Origin of the sequence: Hyphomicrobium sp. LHD-15 (assembly GCF_031157355.1) — a bacterium.
GTDB lineage: Bacteria > Pseudomonadota > Alphaproteobacteria > Rhizobiales > Hyphomicrobiaceae > Hyphomicrobium_C.
The window spans coordinates 1,038,224-1,061,967 of the sequence record NZ_JAVIFT010000001.1; the positions used below are offsets into that span (position 1 = coordinate 1,038,224).

The 23,744-nt window shown below is 62.1% G+C and carries 21 protein-coding genes, 1 tRNA gene and 1 pseudogene; 10 read left to right on the top strand and 13 right to left on the bottom strand.

Annotation, left to right across the window (positions count from 1 at the left end; genetic code table 11):
- Positions 1-299: 299 nt before the first annotated feature.
- From RCO24_RS04740 to RCO24_RS04750, 3 genes are read right to left on the bottom strand one after another with little or no spacing between them, the layout of a single operon-like run.
- The gene (locus RCO24_RS04740; RefSeq protein WP_308960247.1) at positions 300-917 is read right to left on the bottom strand and encodes a response regulator transcription factor; all 618 of its coding nucleotides are present in this window, start codon (positions 915-917) and stop codon (positions 300-302) included.
- On the bottom strand, positions 914-2,362 hold the full coding sequence (locus RCO24_RS04745; protein ID WP_308960248.1) for an ATP-binding protein: 1,449 nt from the start codon (positions 2,360-2,362) through the stop codon (positions 914-916). The genes RCO24_RS04740 and RCO24_RS04745 overlap by 4 nt, the downstream gene beginning before the upstream one ends.
- A gap of 20 nt (positions 2,363-2,382) precedes the next feature.
- A complete protein-coding gene (locus tag RCO24_RS04750; protein WP_308960249.1) occupies positions 2,383-3,444 on the bottom strand; it encodes a formylglycine-generating enzyme family protein in 1,062 nt (353 codons plus the stop codon).
- Positions 3,445-3,650: 206 nt separating this feature from the next.
- Here RCO24_RS04750 and RCO24_RS04755 point away from each other — a divergent pair, with 206 nt between their 5' ends.
- The gene (locus RCO24_RS04755; protein ID WP_308960250.1) at positions 3,651-4,505 is read left to right on the top strand and encodes a quinoprotein dehydrogenase-associated SoxYZ-like carrier; all 855 of its coding nucleotides are present in this window, start codon (positions 3,651-3,653) and stop codon (positions 4,503-4,505) included.
- Positions 4,506-4,521: 16 nt separating this feature from the next.
- Here the strand turns inward: RCO24_RS04755 and RCO24_RS04760 are convergent, their stop codons facing one another.
- The 6 genes from RCO24_RS04760 to RCO24_RS04785 all read right to left on the bottom strand — a co-directional run bounded on the left by RCO24_RS04760 (position 4,522) and on the right by RCO24_RS04785 (position 10,175).
- Positions 4,522-5,649 (bottom strand): serine hydrolase domain-containing protein, encoded by a 1,128-nt coding sequence (locus tag RCO24_RS04760; RefSeq protein WP_308960251.1) that lies wholly within the window; start codon positions 5,647-5,649, stop codon positions 4,522-4,524.
- A 283-nt stretch (positions 5,650-5,932) separates the two neighbouring features.
- Positions 5,933-6,310 (bottom strand): hypothetical protein, encoded by a 378-nt coding sequence (locus RCO24_RS04765; RefSeq protein ID WP_308960252.1) that lies wholly within the window; start codon positions 6,308-6,310, stop codon positions 5,933-5,935.
- Between the two features lie 265 nt (positions 6,311-6,575).
- A tRNA-Gly gene (locus tag RCO24_RS04770) sits at positions 6,576-6,650 on the bottom strand.
- 140 nt (positions 6,651-6,790) lie between these two features.
- On the bottom strand, positions 6,791-7,888 hold the full coding sequence (locus RCO24_RS04775) for an HPP family protein (RefSeq protein ID WP_308960253.1): 1,098 nt from the start codon (positions 7,886-7,888) through the stop codon (positions 6,791-6,793).
- Between the two features lie 81 nt (positions 7,889-7,969).
- Entirely contained in the window at positions 7,970-8,845 is an 876-nt protein-coding gene (locus tag RCO24_RS04780; RefSeq protein WP_308960254.1) for a LysR family transcriptional regulator, read from the bottom strand.
- A gap of 100 nt (positions 8,846-8,945) precedes the next feature.
- Positions 8,946-10,175, bottom strand: a complete 1,230-nt coding sequence (locus RCO24_RS04785) for an ABC transporter substrate-binding protein (protein WP_308960255.1) — start codon at positions 10,173-10,175, stop codon at positions 8,946-8,948.
- A gap of 46 nt (positions 10,176-10,221) precedes the next feature.
- On the opposite strand from RCO24_RS04785, the pseudogene RCO24_RS19240 reads away from it, so the two are divergent.
- Positions 10,222-10,335: pseudogene (locus tag RCO24_RS19240) on the top strand (hypothetical protein); the annotation flags it as partial.
- Here RCO24_RS19240 and RCO24_RS04790 read toward each other — a convergent pair.
- The 3 genes from RCO24_RS04790 to RCO24_RS04800 all read right to left on the bottom strand — a co-directional run bounded on the left by RCO24_RS04790 (position 10,282) and on the right by RCO24_RS04800 (position 13,397).
- The gene (locus tag RCO24_RS04790; protein ID WP_308960257.1) at positions 10,282-11,592 is read right to left on the bottom strand and encodes an ABC transporter substrate-binding protein; all 1,311 of its coding nucleotides are present in this window, start codon (positions 11,590-11,592) and stop codon (positions 10,282-10,284) included. The pseudogene RCO24_RS19240 and the gene RCO24_RS04790 sit on opposite strands and share 54 nt — an antisense overlap.
- 201 nt (positions 11,593-11,793) lie before the next feature.
- The gene (locus tag RCO24_RS04795) at positions 11,794-12,579 is read right to left on the bottom strand and encodes an FCD domain-containing protein (protein ID WP_308960258.1); all 786 of its coding nucleotides are present in this window, start codon (positions 12,577-12,579) and stop codon (positions 11,794-11,796) included.
- On the bottom strand, positions 12,576-13,397 hold the full coding sequence (locus RCO24_RS04800) for a hypothetical protein (RefSeq protein WP_308960260.1): 822 nt from the start codon (positions 13,395-13,397) through the stop codon (positions 12,576-12,578). The genes RCO24_RS04795 and RCO24_RS04800 overlap by 4 nt, the downstream gene beginning before the upstream one ends.
- 290 nt (positions 13,398-13,687) lie before the next feature.
- On the opposite strand from RCO24_RS04800, the gene RCO24_RS04805 reads away from it, so the two are divergent.
- The 8 genes from RCO24_RS04805 (at position 13,688) to aguB (ending at position 22,113) form a co-directional block, all read left to right on the top strand.
- Entirely contained in the window at positions 13,688-15,466 is a 1,779-nt protein-coding gene (locus tag RCO24_RS04805; RefSeq protein WP_308960262.1) for an APC family permease, read from the top strand.
- A gap of 144 nt (positions 15,467-15,610) precedes the next feature.
- Positions 15,611-16,216, top strand: a complete 606-nt coding sequence (locus RCO24_RS04810) for a dimethylamine monooxygenase subunit DmmA family protein (RefSeq protein WP_308960263.1) — start codon at positions 15,611-15,613, stop codon at positions 16,214-16,216.
- Positions 16,213-17,172, top strand: coding sequence for a PDR/VanB family oxidoreductase (locus RCO24_RS04815; RefSeq protein ID WP_308960264.1), 960 nt, complete (start codon positions 16,213-16,215; stop codon positions 17,170-17,172). Before RCO24_RS04810 ends, RCO24_RS04815 begins: the two co-directional genes overlap by 4 nt.
- 34 nt (positions 17,173-17,206) lie before the next feature.
- A complete protein-coding gene (locus RCO24_RS04820) occupies positions 17,207-18,247 on the top strand; it encodes a DUF3445 domain-containing protein (RefSeq protein WP_308960265.1) in 1,041 nt (346 codons plus the stop codon).
- 94 nt (positions 18,248-18,341) lie between these two features.
- On the top strand, positions 18,342-19,463 hold the full coding sequence (locus tag RCO24_RS04825; protein WP_308960267.1) for an aminomethyltransferase family protein: 1,122 nt from the start codon (positions 18,342-18,344) through the stop codon (positions 19,461-19,463).
- A 120-nt stretch (positions 19,464-19,583) separates the two neighbouring features.
- Positions 19,584-19,940, top strand: a complete 357-nt coding sequence (locus tag RCO24_RS04830) for a cupin domain-containing protein (protein WP_308960268.1) — start codon at positions 19,584-19,586, stop codon at positions 19,938-19,940.
- Between the two features lie 305 nt (positions 19,941-20,245).
- Positions 20,246-21,253, top strand: coding sequence for an agmatine deiminase family protein (locus tag RCO24_RS04835; protein ID WP_308960269.1), 1,008 nt, complete (start codon positions 20,246-20,248; stop codon positions 21,251-21,253).
- Entirely contained in the window at positions 21,253-22,113 is an 861-nt protein-coding gene (gene aguB, locus RCO24_RS04840) for an N-carbamoylputrescine amidase (protein ID WP_308960271.1), read from the top strand. The genes RCO24_RS04835 and aguB overlap by 1 nt, the downstream gene beginning before the upstream one ends.
- 229 nt (positions 22,114-22,342) lie before the next feature.
- Here aguB and RCO24_RS04845 read toward each other — a convergent pair whose 3' ends face one another.
- Positions 22,343-23,404 carry a hypothetical protein gene (locus tag RCO24_RS04845; RefSeq protein WP_308960272.1) on the bottom strand — a complete coding sequence of 354 codons (1,062 nt, stop codon included), beginning with the start codon at positions 23,402-23,404 and terminating at the stop codon, positions 22,343-22,345.
- Between the last annotated feature and the right edge of the window lie 340 nt (positions 23,405-23,744).

A 23,744-nucleotide genomic window follows, 5' to 3' on the forward strand; every position in this document is an offset into this window, starting at 1 on the left:
GCTGACCTCTTTTTGAGGCAGGAATAACTGTGCTTGGGAAAGAGCTGGGCGCCGAAAGAACCCAAAGGAGGAGAGCGGTCGTTTCGACGCCCCAGCCATACTGCAAGCCGGCAAACCATAGGCACGACCAATGTCTTGCACTATGGGATTAGCTCCCGATGTCGATTGCCAAGTTTCCCGATCACACAGACGTGATTGAGGGGCCCGTTTCGCCAATTACGTAAGTGTTTTAGGGGGTTCTTATGGGATTACTTCCCGGGCAATTCAGGCGGCAAAAACGACGCCTTGCAGAAAACCGATCAATTTCGGCGGTTCTCAATGGAAAAGCGGATCAAATCGGATGTCCGCGGCAAATCTAGTTTTTCCTTTATGCGACCGCAGGAATTGGCGACGGTTTTGTAGGCGATGCCAATTGCATCGGCGATACCCTGCAGGCTTTTTCCTTCGCCAAGCATGCGCAGAATTTCGATCTCGCGATTGGTCAGCTTGCGCAACGGATCCTCGGCGCGAACGCTGCTCATCACCAATTCGCCGGCCATGGTGCTGTCGAGGTAGCGCTCGCCGTCGGCAACCCGCAGAACAGCTGTCGTCAGCTCCTCGGCGCCCGCGCTCTTGCAGACGTAGCCGTATGCGCCGGCCTTGAGGGCACGGTTTGCATAGATCGGCTCGGAATGCATCGAGAACATCAACACGCGGGTCGCCGGATTCTCGATCCGCAACCGGCGCAGCAGCTCGAGGCCGCTCGCGCCTTCGAGGTTGATATCGAGCACGACCACGTCGGGGCTCTCCTTGCGGGCGAGCGCCAGCGCTTCGTGCGCGGTCGCGGCTTCGAACACCACCGCATTCGGGATCGCCGACAGGAGGCGCTGGACCCCCTGGCGAACAACCGCGTGATCATCGACGACGAGAACCTTCATGTGTTGCCCCCCGGAACGGCAGATCCGTCGAATGCGGCATAGCTTTCCCGTATCGGCAGCCGGACATCGACCCTAACACCCGCCAAATCGTCCCTGTTCTTAATTTCTACCGTTCCGCCCAGCGCCGTCACGCGCTCCCGCATGGCAATGAGACCGAAGCCGCTCGACAGGCTCGCGGCTTTCAAACCGCCACCGTCGTCCTGGACGACAACGCGCACATCGTCGTCCTCGTTGCGCGTCACCTCAATGTCGAGTTCGGTGGGCTCTGCGTGCTTGAAGGCGTTGCTGATGGCTTCTCGCACGATGCCGTGGATGACGGTGTCGAGCTTCTGGCCGCAGCCCCGGTCCGTGACCTCGACGTTGAAGGTTACATCGGGATTGCGCAGTTGCCAGGAGGCGACCAGCGTCTCGATGGCGTTGGCGAGCCCCAGCTCCAGATGTGCCGTGGGGCGCAGCCGGCTCAGAATCGACTTCACGTGCTTCTTCATGTGGGCGACGGCGTCGCGGATGGCATCCGCGCGGGCCGCGAGGACGGGCTTTTCTATTTCGGCCTGCGGGTTTTCGACCATTTGCCGGATGCTCGAGGCATCGACGTCGACGGAGAACAAGAACGGGCTCACCTCGTCGTGCAGGTCTCGCGCAAGATCCGCGCGCTCTTCGTCCTGCACGGTCGCGAGCTGCTCGTTGAGCTCGCGGTTTCGTTTCTCCATCTGGCCGAGGCGGCCGGCCATCTCGTTGAAGCCCGAGCAGAGCTTGGCGAGCTCGGTAGGGCCGCTTTCCGCGACCCGTACCCCATAGTCGCCGCCGCCGAGGCGTTCGAAGGCGTTCGACAGCTTGGGGAGCGGCTCCAGCGCACGGCCGACGGTGATGTAGACCAGCGTCGAGACGAGCGCACAGAAGAAGCTCAGGATCGCGAGCTTCAGGAGCAGATCGTCCCAGACTTCGCCCACCTCGCCGCGCTGCTCGGATTGCAATTCGAATGCGCCGTACGGCTTCAGATCGTCCGGCAACGGGATGTGGATGACTTCAGGCGGGAGGGCGATCAGCGAATAGAACCAGTCGGGGAGCTCTTCCGCCGGCGCCACGAAGCTCGAGATACGCGCACCGATCGGCTCCGGCTCGATGAAAGTAGCCTTCACGTGGCGGTTGCCGTCGAACACCCGCACGAGGCGCACGAGCTGAAGGCGCGGCTCGTCGTCGTGGGCGATTTCCTGCACCACTTTGCGCACGGTTTTCTCAGCGATCGACAGAGCGGCGCTGACTTCGGTCTCGACCTTCGTTGCGGCCTGCCAGTAGGTCACGAGACCGCTCATGACGAGCGTCACGACCAGCACGATCGAGATGTTGCGGATGATGGTCGCGCTCAGCGACTCGGACTTGCTTGGTCCGAGCGAGCGGTTGAGGCCGACCCTCTCACGCAATGACGCAATCTCACGCAAGGACATGGCTCATTCCATTGGTTTCGTCATGGCATCGGATCGCGGGGCACCAGATCGCGGGCAACGCGGAAACCGACGCTGAAGTTGCGAAAATCCGGAACGTTGCGGACCCGCATGGCGGATCGCATGGCTTTGGCGGGATAGAATGCCGATCCGCCGCGCAGGCTGTAAACGCCTCGCGCGGGCGGACGATCCCCTTGCGGCGGACAGTCATCGACGACCCGTGGCGTACCGTCCTTCGGACCTGCGCTATAGTCCTCGCAGTAGAGGTCCGCGGTCCATTCCCAGACGTTGCCGTGCACGTTGTGCAAGCCCCAGGAATTGGCCGGAAAGGCGTCGGCCGGCGCGGGAGACTTGCTGTCCCACTCGCTCCCGCACCCCACGCAGGCGGCTCGCGCGACGCCATCGGCGGGCAGCGTATCCCCCCACCAAAAGGCGGTGCGGGTGCCGGCGCGTGCGGCCAGCTCCCATTCGGCTTCCGACGGCAGGCGATAGGCATGGCCGGTTTTGGTCGCGAGCCACTTGGCGTAGGCAACCGCATCCTGGTGGCTCACCCCCACGATGGGCTGGCCCGGCGCCGTCAGCGCTTCGCCGAGATTGAGGTAGTAGCGGCTCGATCCGGTTTCGATGTTGTGCTGGCCGCCGGGCTCGAGCCATTCCGGAGGCTTGCAGCCTGAGGCGGCAACGCAGGCCTTGTATTCCGCGACCGTGACCGGACGCGTGCCGATGGCAAACGAGCGGATGCTGACAGCGGTCAGCTTTTCGTCGTCCGAGCGATCCTTCTCCTCGGGCGGCGAGCCGATGGCGAACCCCGGCGGCGAGGCGGGGATCACCACCATCGGCGGGCAGGCCGCTTCGGCCTCGCAATCGGAGAACGGTTTGGCGCCGCCAGAAACCCGGGCCTCGACACGTGCTTTTCCGGGCAGGCCTGCCGGAACCTGCACCACATCGAGACCGAGCGCCTTGGCGCGGGCCGCAACCTTGTCCGCTGCGCCGGGATCGCGGTCGAGCAGACCCTGAAGCGCCCGCCCATCGGCGGCGGCCAGGACGGCATCGGCCGTGCTTTCGCCGGCATGGCTGGGCGGCATCCCCCCCGCCAGTGCCAGGAGGACGGCAGCAACTACCCGGACGATCGGGGAATTTTCGGGCGCGTTTTGCATGAAAACTTTCAGTGTAACAAGGTAACATCTCCTATGTTATAAATTGTCGCATCGCGCAAGGGTCGGCCAGCACATTCGCCGCGCTCGGTAAGCGAGCCGTCATTCAAGGCCTCATCGAGAAAGGACCTCTGACCATGACCGGATGCTTCATTTTCCCCTCCCGCCGCTCATTTGTTCTCGGTGCGCTTGCCGCACCTTCCCTTGCGGGCGCCTGGGTTGTTGCAACATCGCGTCCAGCAATTTCGGCGGAAGAGGATCTGTGGCCCGGCTTGCGGGAAGAGGTGTTCGGGGCGCGCGAGATCGCCGAAAACGATGGCGCGATCACCTTGTTCGGCCCGGAGCGCGCTGAGGACGCGGCCCTGGTGCCGATCAACGTCCGCATTCCAAGTACCGTGGCGCCGAATGCGGTGGCGCTGACCCTCCTCATCGACCGCAACCCGGCTCCAGTCGCAGCGACGTTCAAGTTCGGCGACGCATTCCGGCGCGGACCCGATATCGGCGAGCGCCAGCTCGCGACGCGCATCCGGCTCGACTCGTTCTCCAAGGTCCGAGCCGTGCTCGAAACGGCGGATGGGCGGCTGCACATGTCCTCGCGCTTCATTTCGGGTGCGGGCGGATGCTCGGCGACGCCGTCCAAGGATCTCGAAGCCGCGCTTGCGGGGCTCGGAAAAATCGACATCAAAGCGAAGAACGAACCGGCGCGCGGCGAAGCTTTTCGCGAGGCGCAAGTGATGATCCGCCATCCCAACTTCACCGGATTGCAGCTCGATCCGGATTCGCGCGGTTACGTGCCTGCGCGTTTCGTAAACGATCTCGAAGTGAGGAGCGCGGGGGCGCTGCTGTTCCGCATGGAAGGCGGAATTTCGATCTCGGAGAACCCGCATTTCCGTATCAGCTACGGCGGCGCTCCCGGCGACGTGATCGAGGTCAACGCCCGCGACACGGAAGGGGCTGCGTTCTCGCAGCGCTCGGGGGCGGGCGGATCATAGACCGTAGGGCGCGTCTTCACTCGGACGCGAGACGGAGCAGATCCTCGGCGAGGGTATCGAGCCCGTCGATCACGTCGGTGTTGATCAACAGCGTTACGGATGTCCACGTGCCGGCGAGCGTGCCGCCGTGGTGCGTTTCGGCGGCGATCAGGTTGTAGGACGTGAAGCCCGGCACCAGGCCGGAGTGCGTGAACACATCGCGGCCAGCGCGGTGCTCCACGAACCAGCCCATGCCGTAATAGAGTTCCGGCGTGACGCGGGCGCCATCGGACACCATCAGCGCGAGCAACTCGGGCGGCAGAACGTGCCCTGACATGAGCGCGGCATTCCAGGCATAGAGATCGGCGGCCGAGCTCGCGACGTCTGCGCTGCCTTTCAGCCAGTCGGGCTGATCGAACACCGGCCGGCGGCGATAAATCGGACGCGCAACCACGGCGCCTGCCGCGTAGTCTCCGACGAACCCGGTCTCGGTCAGATGTGCGCGTGGGAAGATCTCGCGGCGCAGGACATCGCGGTGCGCGTGGGGTGCCGTTTCGCCCGGGACGATGGCCTCCTCCATCGCCTCGGCGAGCAGGAAGTAGCTGGTGTTCGAATATTCGAACGTATTGGGCCAGCCGGATGGCTTCAGCTTCTTGAGCTCGGACAGCAGCTCCGGCGCGCCGATCCGTCCCCACGGGTTCGTCGTGGAGGGCGGCAGCCGCGTGAAGTTCGGGAGGTTGGACGTCATGGTCAGCAAGCTTCGGAGCGTGACCGGCTGAGCATCGCTCGCGGCATCCAGCCCCGGCCAATGCGCGACGCCTTCGAAAATCTGAGCGAGCGCGAGGTCGAGCGTGACGGGCGTTCCGTCGCGCAGCGTCGCGTTGCGGCCGATCAGGTCGAGCACGGCGGCGGCCGTGAACTGCTTGGCGAGGGAGCCGACATGAAAAACCGTGTGCTCGGTGGCCGGCACGCCGGGCGACGTCTCGCCATAACCCTTCGCAAGCACAGCCTCGCTTTCCGTCCCGATCGCGAGTGCCAGAGCCGGCTTCGGAAACGCTTCGCCGGACGCATTCACGCGGGCCAGAAATTGCTCGATCAGAGCGTCGGCCCGAGCCGACTTTTCCGGAGACCATCCGGCCGCCTCAACGGGCAGGATGGAGAGCATCAGGCAAAGCGTTGCGTGGGCGAGAGCGGACAACACCCAGCGGGGCCTCAACCGGCTACATTGCTTCGACGCGCAGATGAAATTCCCGAACAGCCGCATGCGCCCTAAGATCAACCGCTAGAGCCTGATCTTCAGGAATTCTGTGAGGCGCGAGAGTGCAAGTCAAGGCGGAGCGGCGCGCTCTGCCACTCCACCTCTCCACGAAAAAGGCTCCTGAGGCGTGGCGATCTCAGGAGCCCTTGGATTGCCTGCATGTGGTTTGCCTGCAGGCGTTCGATGCCGGTTATCGGATCGGCGCCGTCGGCACGCGCGCGGCCGGCTTCGAGCCTGCGGCCGGATCGGACGGTGTGCCCGTGCTCGGACCCGGCTGCACGTTCTCGGTGGTGTTCGGATCGGCCGGGATGCCGGCGGGCGACTCGAAGCCCTCACCTGTGCTCATGCCCTCGCTCGCGGAGCTTCCAGTTCCGGGAGGCGAGGTCGGAACGCGGGCCGAAGGAGAGCTTCCGGCCGCCGGATCAGACGGCGTCGTCGCACTCGGGCCAGGTTGCTTGTTCTGATTGGTGTTCGGGTCGGCGGGAATTCCAGCCGGCGATTGCGCCATCGAGGCCGATGCGCCGAGCGCGACGGCGAGCGCCGTCAAAGCGGATAAGGTTTTGGTCATCGTCGTTCCTTTTTTCTTGTGGTCGATGTCTCCCAAGAAAAGAAACTCATCCTCTCGCCGAGGGTTCCAATGTTCGCGCGTCGGGCAGCGACGATCAGGCGCTCGCAAAATCCGCCAACTCGGGGCCGTCTCGCCGCTCAGCTAGCAGGCTTCATCCTCCGCGCCGGACAAGCCGGACAACACTAAGCCTACGTTTCGGAAAACGCGCGATTGGGCGGGAAGGATTGCTGGAATTGCTCGGAGGAGCGTTACGCCGCAGGCAATTTGGAGCGGGCGATCGGGATCGAACCGACGACATTCAGCTTGGGAAGCTGACGTTCTACCACTGAACTACGCCCGCAAGGCCTTATTCTCTGGGGTTTTTAGCCTAAACGACGGCCCCGTCAAACGGACAATACGGGAACACGCATCCAGAGTCCCGAAGATCTCGAACTGGGCCGTTCGGCGTCGAGGCCATCGCGGCGGCACTGTGCTGATCTTTCAGGTCTGGCGCCCGACAGCGCTCAGCAAATCGGTCTGCGAGATAAGCCCGAGCACATGCCTGCTGCTGTCGACGATGATGACCGCGTGCGTTCTGCCATCGGTCAGCACCGGCAAAAGGCTGACCGCAGGCGCCAACGGAGACGCCGTCGCTGGCGTCGAAACGACCTCGGATATGTGATCGCCCTCGCCGACAAGCTCGCGAAGACCCACCGTGCCCAGCAGGTGCCCGTCGTCGTCCGTAACGGGCAGCACCCGTATGTTGTGCCGAAGGAGCAATGACAGCGCCTCCTGCTGCGTGGACTGCGGCCGGATCGCAATGACATCGCGGGACATGATGTCGGCGCAGGAGATCTCGCCATGCGAGCGGATTGCTGCCTGTAGCTCGACCTCTTTCAGCAGCCGTTCGAGATCGTCGCGATCGATGTCGAATGATTCATCGACCTTGGCGAGCGCGGCATCGATGTCTTCCTTGTGAAAACCGACCCGCAGAGGCGACGGAAGATCCGAAGTGCCATGGGTGTTGACCGGCTGCGCCGGCGCGACATGCGGATAGGCTCGCCGCGACAGCCGATGAAACAGCACGCCCAGCCCCACGAGAATGCAGGAGTTCAGAGCCACCGGTACCAGCGGAAACAACAATCCCCATTTGACGATCACCGGTCCACCGAGCACCGCCGTCAAAGCCGCTGCCCCACCGGGTGGGTGCAAGCAGCGCGCAAACGTCATCACGGCAATGGCCATGGCAACAGCGACACCCGCTGCAATGATTGGCTCGGGGACAGCGTATCCGACCAGAACGCCGGCCAGCGCCGACAGCGTGTTCCCGCCCACAATCGCCCAGGGTTGCGCGAGCGGGCTCGACGGCACCGCGAAAAGCAATACCGCCGACGCGCCCATCGGCGCGACCAACAGCGGGAAATGGGAATCGCGACCGAGGACAAGCGCACAGACGAGGCCGGTCAGGCCAATGCCGATCAGCGCACCCAGACAAGCGACCATGCGCTCGCGGAGGGTCGCACCTGCGAGTATCGGGACGAACAGGCGAAACCGGGTTCGTGACGGTGTCGAAGCGTTTGGATCGGATTTTTCGGACATGGAAAGCCTTCCCTGCGGCCTTTCAGCAGACGGCAGGTGGAGAATGGAGGTTGAGAGCTGCGCCGCGACGCAGGGCGATGTTCAGGCTGGGATACGGTTGGTGCCGGCGGCGGCCGTCAGGACATCCCAAAAGGCGTCGAATGCCGGTGGACGACGGTCACGGCGGCGAATGAGCAGCGTGTCGACGTCGCCGAGAACGTGGAGTTTGAACGACGAAGTCGAGGGCATGATCTCAAGAACCGAGCGCGGAATAACTCCAACGGCTCCTCCGGCCGAAACGCTGGCCAGAATGGCGTGATAGGAGCCGACCTCGATGGTTTGTACCTCGGCCGATTTGCCGACCCACGCTTCTGCGACACGCCGGTACGTGCAGCCCGGCTCCAGCGCGACCAGTGTGTCGACCTGCAAGCCTGCGGCATCGTCGATTTCCGGATGATCGCGCGGCATGACGATGAGCAACTGTTCGGTGAATACCCGCTCCGCCTTGATCTTGCCGGCGCCCGCAATCGATCCGGGTGGCCGGGCGACAAATGCGCAGTCCAGCCGTTCCTCGACGACGTCGTCGATGAGTTCGCGCGTGGCTCCCATCGTGAGCTTGATCGAGACCGTGGGCCAACGTGTGTGAAACCACGAAAGGACTTTGGGCAAACGGCTGGCGGCGGTGCTTTCCATGGTCCCGACACGCAGACAGCCTCCCGGCTCAACGGGCTTCACGGCCTCGCGCGCTTCCTGTGCCAGCGCCAGCAGACGGTTTGCGTAGGCGAGAAAGGTTTCGCCCTCCTGGGTGAGCGTCATTTTCTTGCCGTCCCGGCTGAAAAGCGCCACCCCGAGATGCTGTTCGAGCTGCTGCACGCGAATGGTGACGTTCGACGGCGCACGCCCAAGCGCCTTTGCTGCACGGGTGACGCTTCTCTCGGCGGCAACGACGCGCAGGATTTCCAGGGAAGTCAGGTCCACAATATTGTTCTCATTTTGAGAATGATTTGTGATTATGATTTCGCACTGGACAATATTGTGCAAGGGCCTTGCTGGTCGCAGCCTGCGGATCGGCATGCGCTTAGCATTTTGCAGCCAGATGCTCGCGCTGGTCCCACATCAGGTCCAGCGCCCGCATATGTTTGACCAGGATGTGCTGGTGCTGAGTCCACCAATCGATGATCGATCCATATTCCTGGATGCGTGCCCGCCCATTTTCGATGGTCACGACGGGCCAGTCGCCGACGAGGGCGTTATCGATCCCGAACAGATCCTTGCCCCACCATATCGCCTCGCCAAACGCATGCTTTCCCACCCCGCCCACCTTCATCATGGCGAGAACGGACGCGGGGTCGAAGGAGCGCGCCTGCTGCACGGCTGATTTCCATAGCTCGAGCGTCGAGGCGTACTCCCACGACACGGCGCCCCATGTGCCGGGAAAGCGCTTGCAGAAGTCGGCGTAGAATTCGTTCGCGTTCTCGAAATTGACCTGCGGCTCGGCAAGCCGGGGATCGTCGAAATCCGGGAACTGGAAGACGAATCCCTCCATGAACTCCGCGCTCGTTCGGCGGATCAGCTCCGGATAGTTGTCGCAGGTGCAGGACAGGATCTGCCCGTCATAGCCTCTCTTGAAGGCTTCAATGGTGAGCGCATGCACAAAGGGCTCGTAGGCCGTATCCCAGCACAGGATGTCAGGATCGTCGGCCATTAGATCTTCGACGATCGACGCGAAATCACTGGTCGTGGGCTCGAACAATCGTTCCGCCACGATCTCGATGCCCGCCGCCTCGAATGCCGCGCGATATGTTGCGAGCGACGGTAGCCCCAAGAGATCGCGCTGAGCGCACAAGGCCGCGGTCTTGAGGTGCGGTTTGGTGCGTTTCAGCCAATCGACACCGGTGACATTGTAGATCGGATGCACCTCAGTCGGTGCGAGCAGGGTTGGCGCATCGGGCGAAAGATCGCTCGGCAGAAGCGTCGTGACGAGCATGCGGTGGCGGCTCACGAACTCGCGCACCTCGGGCGAGAAGTCGTTACCTCCCATCATGAGAATGAGCTTTACGCCATCTTCCATGATGAGCTTCTTTGCGCCCTGGAGGGCTACCTCGGGCTTATAGAGAGTGTCGTGCTCGACGAGCTCGACGAGGAACCTGCGGTTTCCGACCTTGAGGCCGCCCTGCGCATTCACGCGATCGAGCCAAATCTTGCAGCCATCGCGGCCCGGCGAAGCCCAAGACTTGAGTGCGCCACTCAACGGCGCGAGGAATCCAATCTTCAGCGTCCGGTCCGGCTTGGCTCCCAAATCTCGCATCGCAACTTGCAATGCGGTCGCCAGCGGACTTCGTGATTTTGCAATCATGACTTGGCTTTTTCAGCTTGCAGAAAGCGTATCAGGCATTGCGGAAGAGCCGTTCGCATCAGGTTGTCTCAGCTCGGCCGAAATCCGCGAAGCGCGGCGTGAACGGGACCGGCTCGCGCTGGTCCCACATCAGGTTCATGCTTCGCATATGCCGGACCAGCAACGCCTTGTTCTTGCTCCACCAGTCGGGGATCGACGAGAATTCCTGGATGCGCGCCCGCCCGTTCTGGATCATGACCACAGGCCAATATCCGACCAGAGCATTGTCGATGCCGAACAGCTCATCTCCCCACCAGTGCGCTTCTCCAAAGGCGTGATGTCCGACACCACCGAATTTCATCATGGAGAGCACTGAGAACGGCTCGAACGTGCGGGCGCGTTGAACCGCCAATCTCCACAGCTCGAGCGTCGAGGCATATTCCCAGGACACGGCACTCCACGTTCCCGGAAAACGCTCGCAGAAATCCGCATAGAAGTCGTTCGCGTTCTCGAAGTTGACCTGCGAGTCGTTGAGGCGGGGATCGTCGAAGTCCGGAAACTGGAAAACGAAACCCTCCATGAATTCCGCGCTCGTGTGCGCAATGAGGCTTTGATAGTTGTCGCAGGTGCACGAGAGCAGACGCCCCTTGAAGCCGCGCTTGAACGCTTCCCTGGTGAGCGCATGCAAGAACGGCTCATAAGCCGTGTCCCAGCATAGAATGTCGGGATTGCTCGCCATGAGTTTGTCGACGATGGGGCCGAAATCCGTAGTTTCGACGGGAAAAAGATGCTCGGCCACGAGCTCGATACCTGCCGCCTCGAACGCAGCCCGATAGGTGGCGATGGATGGCAGGCCGTGCAAATCATCCTGCGCGCACATCGCGGCCGTCTTCAATGTCGGATCCTGCCGCGCGAGCCAGTCCACGCCCGTCACATTGTAGATGGGGTGCACTTCGCTCGGCGCGACGAGGGTGGGTGCATCGGGAGTGAGATCGGTCGGCAACAAGGTCGCCACCAGCATGCGATGCTGATTGATGACCCTGCGCACCTGCTCGGTAAAATCGTTGCCGCCCACCATGAGGATGAACTTCACATTATCCTCGTTGATGAGCTTCTTGACGCCGGCGAGCGCAAGGTCGGGCTGGAACTTGGTATCAAACGGAACCAGATCGACCATGTAGCGGCGCATGCCGACCTTGATGCCACCCGCGGCATTCACTCGGTCACGCCAAATCAAGCTGCCATTGAGACCAGGCTCCGCCCAGGACTTGAGCTTGCCGGTCAGCGGGGCGAGAAAGCCCACGCGTAGGACAGTCGGCGATTCAAGATCGTGATCGGCGAGAGCCAGCGAAAGAGCAGAGGCGAGCGGGCTCTTTGGGCGCGCAATCATAGGGCCGCAACCTTTCCGGCGTGCGCCGAAAGGGCCGCTCGCATAACGCTTTCGCCCCATTTCAATTTAGCCGGTTGCATCTTGCCTCCTTCAGGATTGCCGACCGGCAATCTCTCTTTTCTTCTTATAGCCAGCCACGATCTCCGATATGGCACCCTTCGTATGCAGCTCGCCGAACGCTCGGCTGGCTGCTGCCGCTCATCACGATGCGGCGTAGATCATGCCCTCTTGTCCCGAAGCCAGATACAGCCTCATGCACTCCACCGCCGTGTCGACATCACGACGCTCGAGCGCCGTAAAGAGAGACCGCAGCGCACGCCGCGCTTGACGGATATTGTCGGGTGTAAGCGTGCGCTTTTTGTCGGCGCACCATTGCGGCTGTTTGCGAACCTCATGCAGCACGCGATACATCGTGATGATCGCAGTGTTGTGTGTCCCCTTGCATAGGGTCATCATGAATTGCTTCTCGAGATGCGCGAAGCGTTCGGCGTCGGCAACGATCTCGTCAAGTTCCTCCAGCACGGTCCGCAAGGCGGTCAGGTCGCGAATGGACATGTAGATCGTTGCCAGTCGCGCGATCTCCGGCTCGATAATCGATTCCGCGACGTTCATCTCGAATGGAGAGACGGTCTCGGCGATGGCGGTAATATTGATGACGCCGCCCCCCTCCTCGCTCACGACAGACTGGGTGGTCGTCCTCCGATAGGTCACGAAGGCCCCAAACCCGGCGCGCCGCGCGACGACGCCGTAAGTCTCCAGAAAATCCAGAGCCTGGCGCACGGTGTTGCGGGATTCTGAGAAATCCTGCGCAAGCTCGCGTTCGGCTGGGATCCGCGTGCCGTAGGAATATTCACCGGAGACAACACGCGCGAAAATTTGCGCGGCCACGGTTTTGACGGGCTGCTTCACCAACGGATGGTCCGAAGCATCCACTTCCCAGGGCGGCGGCTCCGCCGTCCGTTGCATCATCTGGTCGTTGTCCGTCACCGCTCGATTGCCTCGCTTGTGGTTGCTTTACCGGCGCGACCGGCATGATGCCTCTCGGCGGGGAAGCCGGGAATGACGAGGCCGGTGAGATGAGCTGCACGCTCGACGTCGGCGCATATATCAGCCTCTTCCCCAGAGAGAGCTCGCCGAGGAAGCCCAACGATACGTTCGGACTTGAGGCGGTAGGGGGACGGATCAACGGCACCCTCCTGCCCGCCGCGGGCAAGCTGATCGCGCGCGATCACAGCCTCCGCACAATTTGGGCCGAACGCTTCGCATACCTTCGAGAGAAACTCGGAAGCCTGCGCCCCGCGCTCGCGCCACAAGGGGCTCCGGTTGAGTTCAGTCATTTGCGTCGCGGTTCCCAGCAATTCAATCACACGCCGCCGCCGCAACTCGGCAAAGGCCGAATGATGGCGTGCTGCCAGCATCAAGTGGAACGACGAGCTGCGACCTGAAATCGGGATCTCCGTTTCGCGAACGCTCAGCAGGGTTTGCTTCCACAGCGAAGCAGCTGTCTCGAAAGCGGATCCGGCGTCCTGAGACCGGTCGCGGAGGAGATGAGCGAGACCCGCGTTGTTGTGAATAGCGGCGCGCAACGGAGGCGACGCTTCGGTGGCGAGTTCGGCTTCCATACGCAGCAGCAAATCAGCGGCATCTTCGTGCCGACCGGTTGCGAGACGAGAAAACGCCCTCGCCGTGACGACCTCCCAATCTTCTGATGAAGACGAAACCATACCAAAGCCACCGTAATGCGCCGACGCCTTGAGAGAAGCGATTGCAGCGCCATCAAACCAAAACAGACCATATTGAACCATGGCGGTAATTTCCAGCGAAAATTCAATGTATCGCTCGGCTATCGGCTCTGACCGCCATTATCCTTCACCTTTCCAAGGCAGAAAGTTTCCCCAGAGTGAACTTTTTCGATTGATCACGATCAACTTTAAATTAGACTGCATGCGACCGTACCAATAATGGCTCGGTTTGGACAAATTTGGTTTGATCTGGATGGGAGTTTCCCACCTGAGATCAGCACGGGTTTGACCAGGCGTCGCCGGCGCAAAGCCGGGGCACGGCGCGAAAAACAAAAATCGACTGGGGAAGAAACATGAATGTCGTAACAGGCACGTTGGCGGCCGAGCAGCCGCCCTCACTACAGCGCGCAATAGATTGGCGCGGGGCCTTCTGGGTTGCCAGCGGTGTCCCTGCGCTCGTGTTGTTTTCCATTGGCGGTATTGCCGGCACGACCGGCAACGTGGCCTTTCTGGTCTGGTTCGCCAGCATGTGCATGGGCTTCATCCAGTCCTTCACGTACGCTGAAATCGCCGGACTGTTTCCCAACAAGTCGGGTGGCGCTTCCGTTTACGGCGCATCCGCCTGGGTTCGCTATTCGAAGCTGATCGCTCCGCTCTCGGTGTGGTGCAACTGGCTCGCCTGGACGCCGGTGCTCTCGCTCGGCTGCTCGATCGCAGCGGCTTACATTCTCAATGCCCTTGGCCCCATTCCCGGCGCAGAGTCGCCTGAAGTGCTGGCCTGGGTGAAGGCCAACGCCAGCTCGATTGCCGCCGATAGCCCGCGGGTCGTCGAGTGGCTCGCCGCCAATGCCGGCAAGACGGCCAACGAAGCTGTCGCAGCGCTTCTCGCGCAGGATGGCGTGGCCGCTCTGACGCCGGCTTTCCGCAACTGGACGCTTACGAGCGGGACCATCGGTCCGGTGTCGTTCTCGCTCAACTGGACGTTCTTTATCGGCGTCGCGCTCATGCTTGTGACGTTTGCGATCCAGCATCGCGGCATCCTCGGCACCGCGAACGTGCAGAAGTACATCGGACTTCTGGTCATCGTGCCGATGCTCATCGTCGGCATCGCGCCGATCGTGACCGGCCAGATCAACTGGGACAACTATTCGCCGCTCGTCCCGCTCAAGGAAGCCTACGTGCCTAGCCACGGCGAATGGAACATCGGCGGCTGGACGCTCGTCCTCGGCGGCATGTTCATCGCGGCTTGGTCGACCTACGCGTTCGAAACGGCCATCTGCTACACGAGCGAGTTCAAGAACCCGAAGACCGACACGTTCCGCGCCATCTTCTATTCCGGTCTTCTCTGCCTCGTCCTCTACTCGCTGGTGCCGTTTACGTTCCAGGGCGTGCTCGGACTTAATGGCATGCTCGATGCTTCCATCGTGGACGGCTCGGGTGTCGCGCACGCAATGGGGCAGATGGTCGGCGGCGGCGGCTTCATCACATCCATCATGGTGATGCTGATGATCTTCGCCCTGATGCTCGCGATCATGACGGCGATGGCCGGCTCGTCGCGGACCCTCTACCAGGGCTCGGTCGACGGCTGGCTTCCTCGCTACCTGTCGCGCGTGAACAGCCATGGTGCGCCTACGGCCGCGATGTGGTCGGACCTCATCTTCAACCTCGGCCTGCTGGCGATCGCTGCGGCGGACGCGACGAGCTACTTCTTCATCCTCGCCGTTTCCAACTGCTGCTACGTCATCTTCAACTTCCTGAACCTCAACTCGGGCTGGATCCACCGCATCGACAACGGCCACATCCAGCGTCCGTGGAAGGCACCGACAATCCTGCTCGGACTCGGCACACTGTTCGCCTTCGCCAACGCCGTGTTCCTCGGCGCCGGCGCGAAGGTCTGGAACCCCGTGGCACTTTGGGCCGGCATGATCGCGGCAAGCCTGATCATCCCCGTGTTCCTTTTCCGCCACTACGTTCAGGACAAGGGTCGCTTCCCTCCGAACATGCTCGAGGACCTCAACCTCACCGAGGCTGACCTCAAGGTGCGCAAGGCAGGCATCCTGCCCTACCTGACGCTGATTGCAGGCGTTGCGGTTGTTCTCACGGCCAACTGGTTCTTCCAGCTGCCAGGTTGATTGCGAAGGGCGACGGGCCTCACGGTCCGTCGCCACCCACGGCCTTATGAAGCACCCGTAGCGAGGGCAATGGCAACTCGGCACGTCCGAGCCGCCGTGCAACCCTCAGCAAAGCGAAAAAGCAGAACCATCGGAGGAATGCCCATGCTTATCGAGGGCATCAAGAGCAGACCGCAATATCCGGGCCTGGTTGCCGACCCCCATGCGAACCATCACGTGTTCGCAGCGGATGGAGACGGCGCGCAAGCAATCATCGATCTGTTCAATCGGCATGGTGCGCAGATCAAAGGGCGCGTCACGATCGTCTATGCCGAAACCGACGCCAACAGCGCCGACTACACGACGCGGCTGAAACAACTTCCCGTCGAGTTCGTCCACGCCCTGCCGACGATCGTCACCGCGATCCGCCGCCTGCAAGGCGTGCTGAACGTCGCGCGGATGGGGACGCGCATCTACGCAGCGGGAACCGAAACACTCATCGGGCTCGCCGTCCAGCTCTCACAGGAGCTCGGAATGGACCCGCAAGCCGTTCTGACCGAACACCGCGGCACGCTCGCCCGCCGTGTCCAGTGCGTTCATTGCAAGGGATTTACCGAGAACGTGAAGACGAACATCGTCAAGTGCGCGCACTGCGGCACCAATCTTCTCGTCCGCGACCACTACTCGAAGCGGCTCGCGGCTTTCCAGGGTGTCTGCGTCGACGCGGAGATTCCCGGCGAGCTTCCTGAAATCGTCGAGGTGTTCAAATGAGCGGAGCAGAAATTCCCGTCCGCGTGGCCCGGGTCGAGACCGTCGCCGAGCGCATCAAACACGTCCGTTTCGTTCCGGTCGACGGCAGGCCGCTCCCGAAGTTTTCCGCCGGCGCGCATACCGTCGTTACGATGCGCGACGGCGCCAAGACCATCAAGAATCCCTATTCGCTTATGGGCCCGCTGAACGACACCACCGGCTACGAAATCAGCGTTCTCAAGACCAACAACTCGCACGGCGGCTCTCTTTTCGTGCACGAAAAGCTCTACGAAGGGGCTTTCGTCACCCTCAGCCATCCGTCCAATCTCTTCTCCATCGATCTCAGGGCCCGCAAGCACCTGCTCATCGCGGGTGGCATCGGCATCACTCCCATCATGTCGATGGCCGAACAGCTCTCGCAGATCGGCGCGCCGTTCGAGCTCCACTATTCCACGCGCACGCCGAGCTCGGGCGCCTACGTCGAAACTCTGAAGCAGAAGTACGGGCGCAAGCTGCACCACTACCAGACCGTCTCGGCCCAGCGCATCGATCTCACCAATCTGCTCGGCCAGCAGCCGCTCGGAACCCATCTCTACGTCTGCGGTCCGGATGTGATGATCGAAGACGTCCTGCGGCTTGCGCAAGAAGCGGGCTGGCCGAGCCAGCATGTCCACGCCGAGCACTTTACCGCTCCGCGCGGCGGCCTTCCGTTCGACGTGGACCTCACGAAATCGGCGCGGACCGTTCGGGTGAAGGAAGACGAAAGCATTCTGCAGGCGCTCGAATCCGCCGGGCTCGAACCGCCCTACCTCTGCCGCGGCGGGGCATGCGGGCAATGCGAGACCGCCGTCGCAAACTGCGACGGAGGCATTCTCCACTACGACCACTATCTGACCGACGAAGAAAAGCAGGCAGGAAACAAGATCATGATCTGCGTCTCTCGCATCAAAGGATCTCGGATCGCCCTCGATCTCTGACCCCGATTTCAGCGACGCGCTCAAGGAGCAGGCTATGAACCAGGAATTCAAGAAAGAGACATTTCGGGACGACTACACCTTCTTCAACAGTCCCGAATCTATTCGGCGCTTTCCGTTCCCGTTCTGGGAAGACAAGTACATGTACTCGGTGAACATCGAGCCGCACACCAAGGGCCCCGCCGGCTCGGTGTTCGAGTTTCCGATCGACATCAACGAGCACTATGTTTCCGAGATGCAGGATCGCGCGATCGTGCTCAAGGAGGATCCGCTTCGCTGCCAAGCGCTGCCCCACATGATGCTTGCGCAGTGGGACTTCCTCGAACTCATCATGACGTCGATGGCGCGGGACTACCCGCAGTGGTTCTCGCTCAAGACCGAGGGCGACCATTGGCACTGGATCAACAAGCCGCTCAACATCGACCAGAAGTTCGTCTTCGGTGATGTCTCGACGCTTCCCTACGAGCCGATGGAATACATCGGCCGCCAATGCCAGGGCGACTTCTCGATCCAGGATCAGCGTGACGGCCAGCTCTGGATAGATGCCGGCATCATCACCACGCAGGCCGACTGGTCGCTCGATTTCGACGTCGGCATGAACTTCATGGAATGGCACGGCCCCGTGCCGCTGGCCCATGACATGAAGGTGTTCGACCGCGCGTTGAAGTTCCTTCTCAACCTCCAGCTCGACCAGCCCGTTCGCCGCCTCAACTGGACCATGACGATCAATCCGCGCCTCGATACGAGCCCGGAGAACTACAACAAGTGGGGCAAGGATCGCACCACGGTCACGCCCGAGAACGTCGGGGACAAGGTGCACCTGCGCGTCGAGCTGCAGGCCTTGTGGCGTCTGCCCAGGTCCAACGCCATCCTGTTCTCGATCCGCGGCTATCTGATCAAGATGCGCGAACTCGTCACCGTCCCGAAGTGGGGACGGCGCATGCATCGCGTGCTGAAGACGCTTCCGCAAGAGCTGATCGACTACAAGGGCATCACCCGCTACCGCGACACCACGCTGGATTGGCTCTCCAAGTACGACGACGGAGCCCCCACCTCGCAAGGCGGTGGCGCGGATTGAGGCGCGGACGGCTCCGAAAATTTCATCACGATTTCCGCACGCGCTTTCCGGCGTGCGTCCACGACCAGACAGAATAAACTTGGAGGAATTTCTAATGTCGGACATCACGCGCAAGACCGCACTCGAGAGCCGCCACCGAGCGCTCGGATCGGATCTGACCCAATCGTGGAACGGCTTGCCGATCCCGCAGAACTACTCGACCAATGCCTACGACGAGGTTGCAGCCACGCGTTATCGCGCAGGGCTCATCGAGGTCACGGGCCTCAACATCTGGAACGTATCCGGTCCCGATGCGACGACCTTCCTCAACTACCTGCTCACCACCGATATCTCCAAGGCCGCGGCAGGCGACTCGCACATCTCGAACACGGTGAACGAAGCAGGCGCCCTCATCGACGACGTGCTCGTTTACGTCGACGGCCCGAATACGTTCCGCATCTCTCACGGCGGCGGTGCATTCGGCGAGGCGCTCAAGGAATTCTCCCCCAAGTACAACGTCAAGGTCGAGCGCGACGACGATGTGCACATTCTTTCGCTGCAGGGCCCCGTGGCACTCGAGGTGCTCACCCCTCATACGCCTGCCGATCTCGCCAAGCTCGGCTACTTCAAGCATCTGAAGACAACGATCTTCGGCCGCCCCGTCTCGATCGCGCGCGGCGGATACTCGGGTGAGCGCGGCTACGAGGTCTTCACCAGCCGGGCAGATGCCGGCTTCATTTGGGATTCGATCCTGGAAGCGGGCAAGGCGAAGGGTGTCGTTCCGGCCTCCTGGACCTGCCTCGACATCGTTCGCGTCGAATCCGGCCTTCTGTTCTTCCCGTTCGACATGCCGCACGGCGATACGACCCCCTGGGAAGTCCGCGCCGACTGGACGGTCGATCTCAGCAAGCCGGATTTCCGCGGCAAGGCGGCCGTTGCCGCAAGCAAGGGCAAGGAGCGCTCGTTCATCACCGGGCTCGAAGTCGAATCCAGCGAAGCTGCAAACCCGGGTGCCAAGATTTTCGCGGGCGGCAAGGAGGTCGGTGTCGTGACCAGCACGACATTCAGCCAACACCTCATGAAATCGCTCGCCATGGCGCAGATCTCGCCATCGCACACTGCGCTCGGAACCGCCCTCGAGATCAACGACGGCGGAAAGACCCTCAAAGCAACCGTGGTGCAGATGCCCTTCTACGATCCGTTGCGCCTCAGAACCCATCCCCCCGTGCGCGGCTAAGTGCAAGCTGCGTATCCTCCCGACTGGCCGGGAACCTCGTGTTTCCGGCCATTTTTTCTTCCTGCCCCTGCCGTCCCACTGAGTGACGGCGGCAATTCCATCTAACCAAGGAGTGGTCGAATGACGGTCGTAGGCTATGGCAAGCTCTTTGCTCCGAAAGCGACGCCCATTGTTACCGATCTTGACGGGTGGGTGCCCGTGGATGGGTCGCCGTCCATGAAAACCTGGATCGAGCACAAGGCCGACGACGGCAAACTGCTCACGGGCTTCTGGGAGGCGATGCCAGGCACCTACCGTGTGACTTACAAAGCCGACGAGTTCATCCACCTGTTCGAAGGCAAGGTCACGCTTTCGGAGGATGGCGGAGAGACCAAGCAGTATGTGGCTGGCGACAGCTTCCAGATCCCGAACGGTTTCGTCGGGCTTTGGAAAACCGACGAGCGGATCCGCAAAGTTTTTGTCATCCGAATTCCCTAGGCGGGCGGCGTTGGCCATCTGCCTCGCGAACCGGCGCCGGTCCCTATTGCGATCGGCGCCGCATGCGCCTCTAAAATATTTTCCAGGATAATTATTTTATATCAATTAGTTGCCTCTAAATGTCGCGCGCCTATTTCGACGTGAACGAAGGCTTCGAGGTGCGCCATCTATGCGCCTGAGCCATGTCGCGCGCCGGCAATCACCCAACTGTATTGCATTGCTGCCATCTTGAAGGCATGACCGGCGCTCCGATCTATAGGCGCCGGGCGGACCTACGGCCCGCGTAACGCAAGGACCTTGGCTTGATGGCAGAGACGACGATTGTACCCGCTGAGTGGGCACCCCAGGTGGCGATCTGGACGGCGTGGCCTGCGGATGCCAGCGAATGGAACGACGATCTCGCAGCGCCCCGCCGCGACGTGGCCGCGCTCGTCAAAGCGCTCGCCGAAAGCAACAAGGTCTACGTGCTCGTCAACGGCGACGAGGCGGCGGAGACCGCGCAGGTCGCGCTCGGCGCTTCGGCGGAACTGGTTTCGGCCAAGTACGGCGATATCTGGCTGCGCGACACCGGCCCGATCTTCGCCCATCGCGGCAACGACCGCGCGGCGCTGCGCTTCCAGACCAACAGCTGGGGCGGCAAGTACGATCTGCCTGACGACTCGACGATCGGCGACCGCGTGGCGGATCTCGCCGGCGTGCCGATCGACCGCTTCGATTTCGTGCTCGAAGGTGGCGCGGTGGATCATGACGGCCAGGGTACCATCCTGGCCACTAAGCAGACGCTGCTCAACCCCAACCGCAACGGCTGGACCAAGGAGGCTGCGGAAGCCGAGCTTCGTCGCGCGTTCGGCACCAAGAAAGTGATCTGGGTGGACGAAGGCCTGATCGGCGATCACACCGACGGGCACATCGACAACATCGCGCGCTTCGTAGCCCCGGGGCGCGTCGTCTGCCAGGCGCCGGCCGGGCCGGACGACCCGAACGCCGACATCCTCAATGCCATCGCGAACCGGCTCGAAAACGAAACGGATGCGACCGGGCGCAAACTCGAAGTGATCCGCATTCCGGGCGTCGGGCTTTATCGCAACGCGTTGGGTGAGGTCTCTCCGGCCTCGCACATGAATTTCATCATCGCCAACGGCGTGGTCGTGGTGCCGGTTTACGGAACGCCGACGCAGGAAGCCGCGCTCACCGCCTTGCAGGCCGTGTTCCCGGATCGCAAGGTTGTCGGCGTCTCCTCGCGCGGACTGCTTGGCTGCGGCGAAGCCGGCGGCGGCTCCTTCCATTGCATCACTCAGCAGGAACCCCTCTGATGAAAAAGCGGACCATCACCGTCGCGAGCCTCCAGACCTCCTACGGGCAGGACCTCGGCGAGAACATCGAGAAGACGGAAGCGTTGGTGCGGGAAGCCGCCGAGCGCGGTGCCGACGTGGTGCTGCCCTCGGAGCTGTTCCAGGGCATCTACTTCTGCACCAAGCAGGATCCGAAGTGGTTCGAGACCGCGTTTCCGGCCGAGGATCACCCCTGCGTGAAGAAGCTCGCCAAGCTCGCCAAGAAGCTCGAAGTGGTGATCCCGATCTCGTTCTTCGAAAAGGATGGGCCGCGCTATTACAACAGCGTCGCGATCGCGGATGCGGATGGCGAGATCCTCGGCGTCTACCGCAAGAGCCACATTCCGGACGGACCCGGCTATCAGGAGAAGTACTACTTCCGCCCCGGCGATACCGGCTTCAAGACCTGGAAAACCAAGCGCGGGCACATCGGCGTCGGCATCTGCTGGGACCAGTGGTATCCGGAAACCGCACGCGCCATGGCGCTTCAGGGTGCGGAGGTGCTGTTCTATCCGACCGCGATCGGCTCGGAGCCTTACGACAACGCGCTCGACACCCATCTCCAGTGGCAGCGGGCGATGCAGGGGCATGCCGTCTCGAATGCCATACCGATCGTGGCCGCAAACCGGATCGGGCTCGAGGACAACGAGGGCGTCAAGCAGCAGTTCTACGGGCACTCGTTCATCGCCGATCATCGCGGCGAGCTGGTCGAAAGCTTCGGCCGGGACGACGAAGGCGTGCTGGTGCACAAGTTCGATCTCGCGCTGATCGAAAGCTATCGCGCGGATTGGGGCTTCTTCCGCGACAGGCGGACAGAGCTCTACGCAAAGAGCATCATTTGAGTGATGCGGGTTTGAGGCGTGCACTTCGGTGCGATGCGGCTTAAGTGACGAGCTGACCGATGGCCACTAAGTCAGCTCGCCCTCCTTGTTTGGGCCGTGCTTCTTATCGGAAAACCGCTGCACATCCCGGATCAAGTCCGGGACAGGCTTTTTCGGAAGCACGTGTCTGGGTCGTTTCCCCTCGATCTCCCTGCGCATGGATCACGAGGCATGCGTTTTTTATCTTAGTTTAAGGTGCGGCCGGAACTGATGCTGGTTCGGCTGCACCATTCAAAGCCGCGATCGCTTCAGGGGCAACCTCGACTTCAACTTCGGCCTCGGGCTCGGCTGCTGCTTCCGCAGCGGGCTCGGCTGGTTCTTCTTCCGCTGCGGCAGCGACTTCTGCAGCAGGCGCTTCTTCCGCAACGGCTGCGACTTCCGCTTCCGGTGCAGCCTCAGCAGCGGCAGGCGCTTCCTCGGCCGGAGCCGTTTCGGCAGCTACCTCTTCAGCAGCAGCTTCCGCGGCAGGTGCCTCCTCAGCGGCAGGGACCGCCTCGGCAGGAGCTTCCGCCGCCGCCTCGACGGGGGCAGCTTCAGCGACGGCTTCCGCTGGCGCTTCGGCAGCAGGAGCCTCCTCCGTCGCCGCGGCGACCTCGGCGGGTGCTGCTTCGGCAGGAGCCTCTTCGGCAACCGACTCAGCAGCGACTTCCGGCGCAGCTTCGGCTTCCGCGACAGGAGCGTCGGCAGCAGGTGCCGCCTCAGACGTGGTCTCAGCCGCAGCTTCTGCGGCAGGGGCCTCCTCGGAGGCTTCCGGAGCTGCATCGACAGCAGCAACGGGTGCTTCCGCTCCTTCGCTTGCCTCGGCCGGCGCAGCCGCCGCTTCCTCAGCTGGAGCTGCTTCCGCCGCGGGAGCTTCCTCCACGACTTCGGCTGCCACTTCTTCGACCGCAGCTTCTTCGGCGACGGCTTCAACAACCGTCTCTTCGGAGGCCACAGCTTCCGCCACGACTTCTTCGGCTGCCGCTTCCGCAGTTGCCTCGGCCGGTGCGGCCTCAGCTTCGGCGGTAGCCTCCGGCGCAAGAACAGGCTCGGCGAGAGCCGTTCCGCACGCGGCGATGGCGTCGAGAGGCGCTTCCGCTTGCGGAGCGATCTCGGGTGCGGCTTCCACGACGGCCGCTACCGCGGCCGGCGCAGCGGGTGCGCCTTCGATGAACTCACTCATTTCTCTTGCGAGACGCACGATCGAGTCGGCCTTGCAGCCGAGCTCCATCGCCATCCGCAAGCAGGCAAATCTCTGCTCTTGGAGGTTCATGAGAACTCCATTTTTTGGGGGTTTGCGATGTCAGTGGCGTTGCTTGGTGCGATGCAAACAACTCAAGCATCATACTGCTTCGTTTAACTTGAGGCTACACTTGATAGACTTCATAACTACAATATTTCCAAGTATTTTCATTCACATACCGCAATACATAATTCGAGTGCGGGATTCTCGGCTTAAGCCGTTTGCGTGAATCAAAGTATGAGCGCGGACCTCGTTTTCGCCCTCATTCGGGCCGTCAGCGCAGCGCACACGCGGTTCTGATTTCCCTCTCCATGCCGGGCTATGCGGCATCGCGTTTGGGATGATTTCCATTTCACATGCATGATCATCC

What these genes read in the sequence shown, in the direction of transcription:
- RCO24_RS04740 (WP_308960247.1), bottom strand. Translation starts at nt 917, where the DNA reads ATGAAGGTTCTCGTCGTCGATGATCACGCGGTTGTTCGCCAGGGGGTC.
- RCO24_RS04745 (WP_308960248.1), bottom strand. Translation starts at nt 2,362, where the DNA reads ATGTCCTTGCGTGAGATTGCGTCATTGCGTGAGAGGGTCGGCCTCAAC.
- RCO24_RS04750 (WP_308960249.1), bottom strand. Translation starts at nt 3,444, where the DNA reads ATGCCGCCCAGCCATGCCGGCGAAAGCACGGCCGATGCCGTCCTGGCC.
- RCO24_RS04755 (WP_308960250.1), top strand. Translation starts at nt 3,651, where the DNA reads ATGACCGGATGCTTCATTTTCCCCTCCCGCCGCTCATTTGTTCTCGGT.
- RCO24_RS04760 (WP_308960251.1), bottom strand. Translation starts at nt 5,649, where the DNA reads ATGCTCTCCATCCTGCCCGTTGAGGCGGCCGGATGGTCTCCGGAAAAG.
- RCO24_RS04765 (WP_308960252.1), bottom strand. Translation starts at nt 6,310, where the DNA reads ATGACCAAAACCTTATCCGCTTTGACGGCGCTCGCCGTCGCGCTCGGC.
- RCO24_RS04775 (WP_308960253.1), bottom strand. Translation starts at nt 7,888, where the DNA reads ATGTCCGAAAAATCCGATCCAAACGCTTCGACACCGTCACGAACCCGG.
- RCO24_RS04785 (WP_308960255.1), bottom strand. Translation starts at nt 10,175, where the DNA reads ATGCGAGATTTGGGAGCCAAGCCGGACCGGACGCTGAAGATTGGATTC.
- RCO24_RS04790 (WP_308960257.1), bottom strand. Translation starts at nt 11,592, where the DNA reads ATGATTGCGCGCCCAAAGAGCCCGCTCGCCTCTGCTCTTTCGCTGGCT.
- RCO24_RS04800 (WP_308960260.1), bottom strand. Translation starts at nt 13,397, where the DNA reads ATGGTTCAATATGGTCTGTTTTGGTTTGATGGCGCTGCAATCGCTTCT.
- RCO24_RS04805 (WP_308960262.1), top strand. Translation starts at nt 13,688, where the DNA reads ATGAATGTCGTAACAGGCACGTTGGCGGCCGAGCAGCCGCCCTCACTA.
- RCO24_RS04810 (WP_308960263.1), top strand. Translation starts at nt 15,611, where the DNA reads ATGCTTATCGAGGGCATCAAGAGCAGACCGCAATATCCGGGCCTGGTT.
- RCO24_RS04815 (WP_308960264.1), top strand. Translation starts at nt 16,213, where the DNA reads ATGAGCGGAGCAGAAATTCCCGTCCGCGTGGCCCGGGTCGAGACCGTC.
- RCO24_RS04820 (WP_308960265.1), top strand. Translation starts at nt 17,207, where the DNA reads ATGAACCAGGAATTCAAGAAAGAGACATTTCGGGACGACTACACCTTC.
- RCO24_RS04825 (WP_308960267.1), top strand. Translation starts at nt 18,342, where the DNA reads ATGTCGGACATCACGCGCAAGACCGCACTCGAGAGCCGCCACCGAGCG.
- RCO24_RS04830 (WP_308960268.1), top strand. Translation starts at nt 19,584, where the DNA reads ATGACGGTCGTAGGCTATGGCAAGCTCTTTGCTCCGAAAGCGACGCCC.
- RCO24_RS04835 (WP_308960269.1), top strand. Translation starts at nt 20,246, where the DNA reads ATGGCAGAGACGACGATTGTACCCGCTGAGTGGGCACCCCAGGTGGCG.
- aguB (WP_308960271.1), top strand. Translation starts at nt 21,253, where the DNA reads ATGAAAAAGCGGACCATCACCGTCGCGAGCCTCCAGACCTCCTACGGG.
- RCO24_RS04845 (WP_308960272.1), bottom strand. Translation starts at nt 23,404, where the DNA reads ATGAACCTCCAAGAGCAGAGATTTGCCTGCTTGCGGATGGCGATGGAG.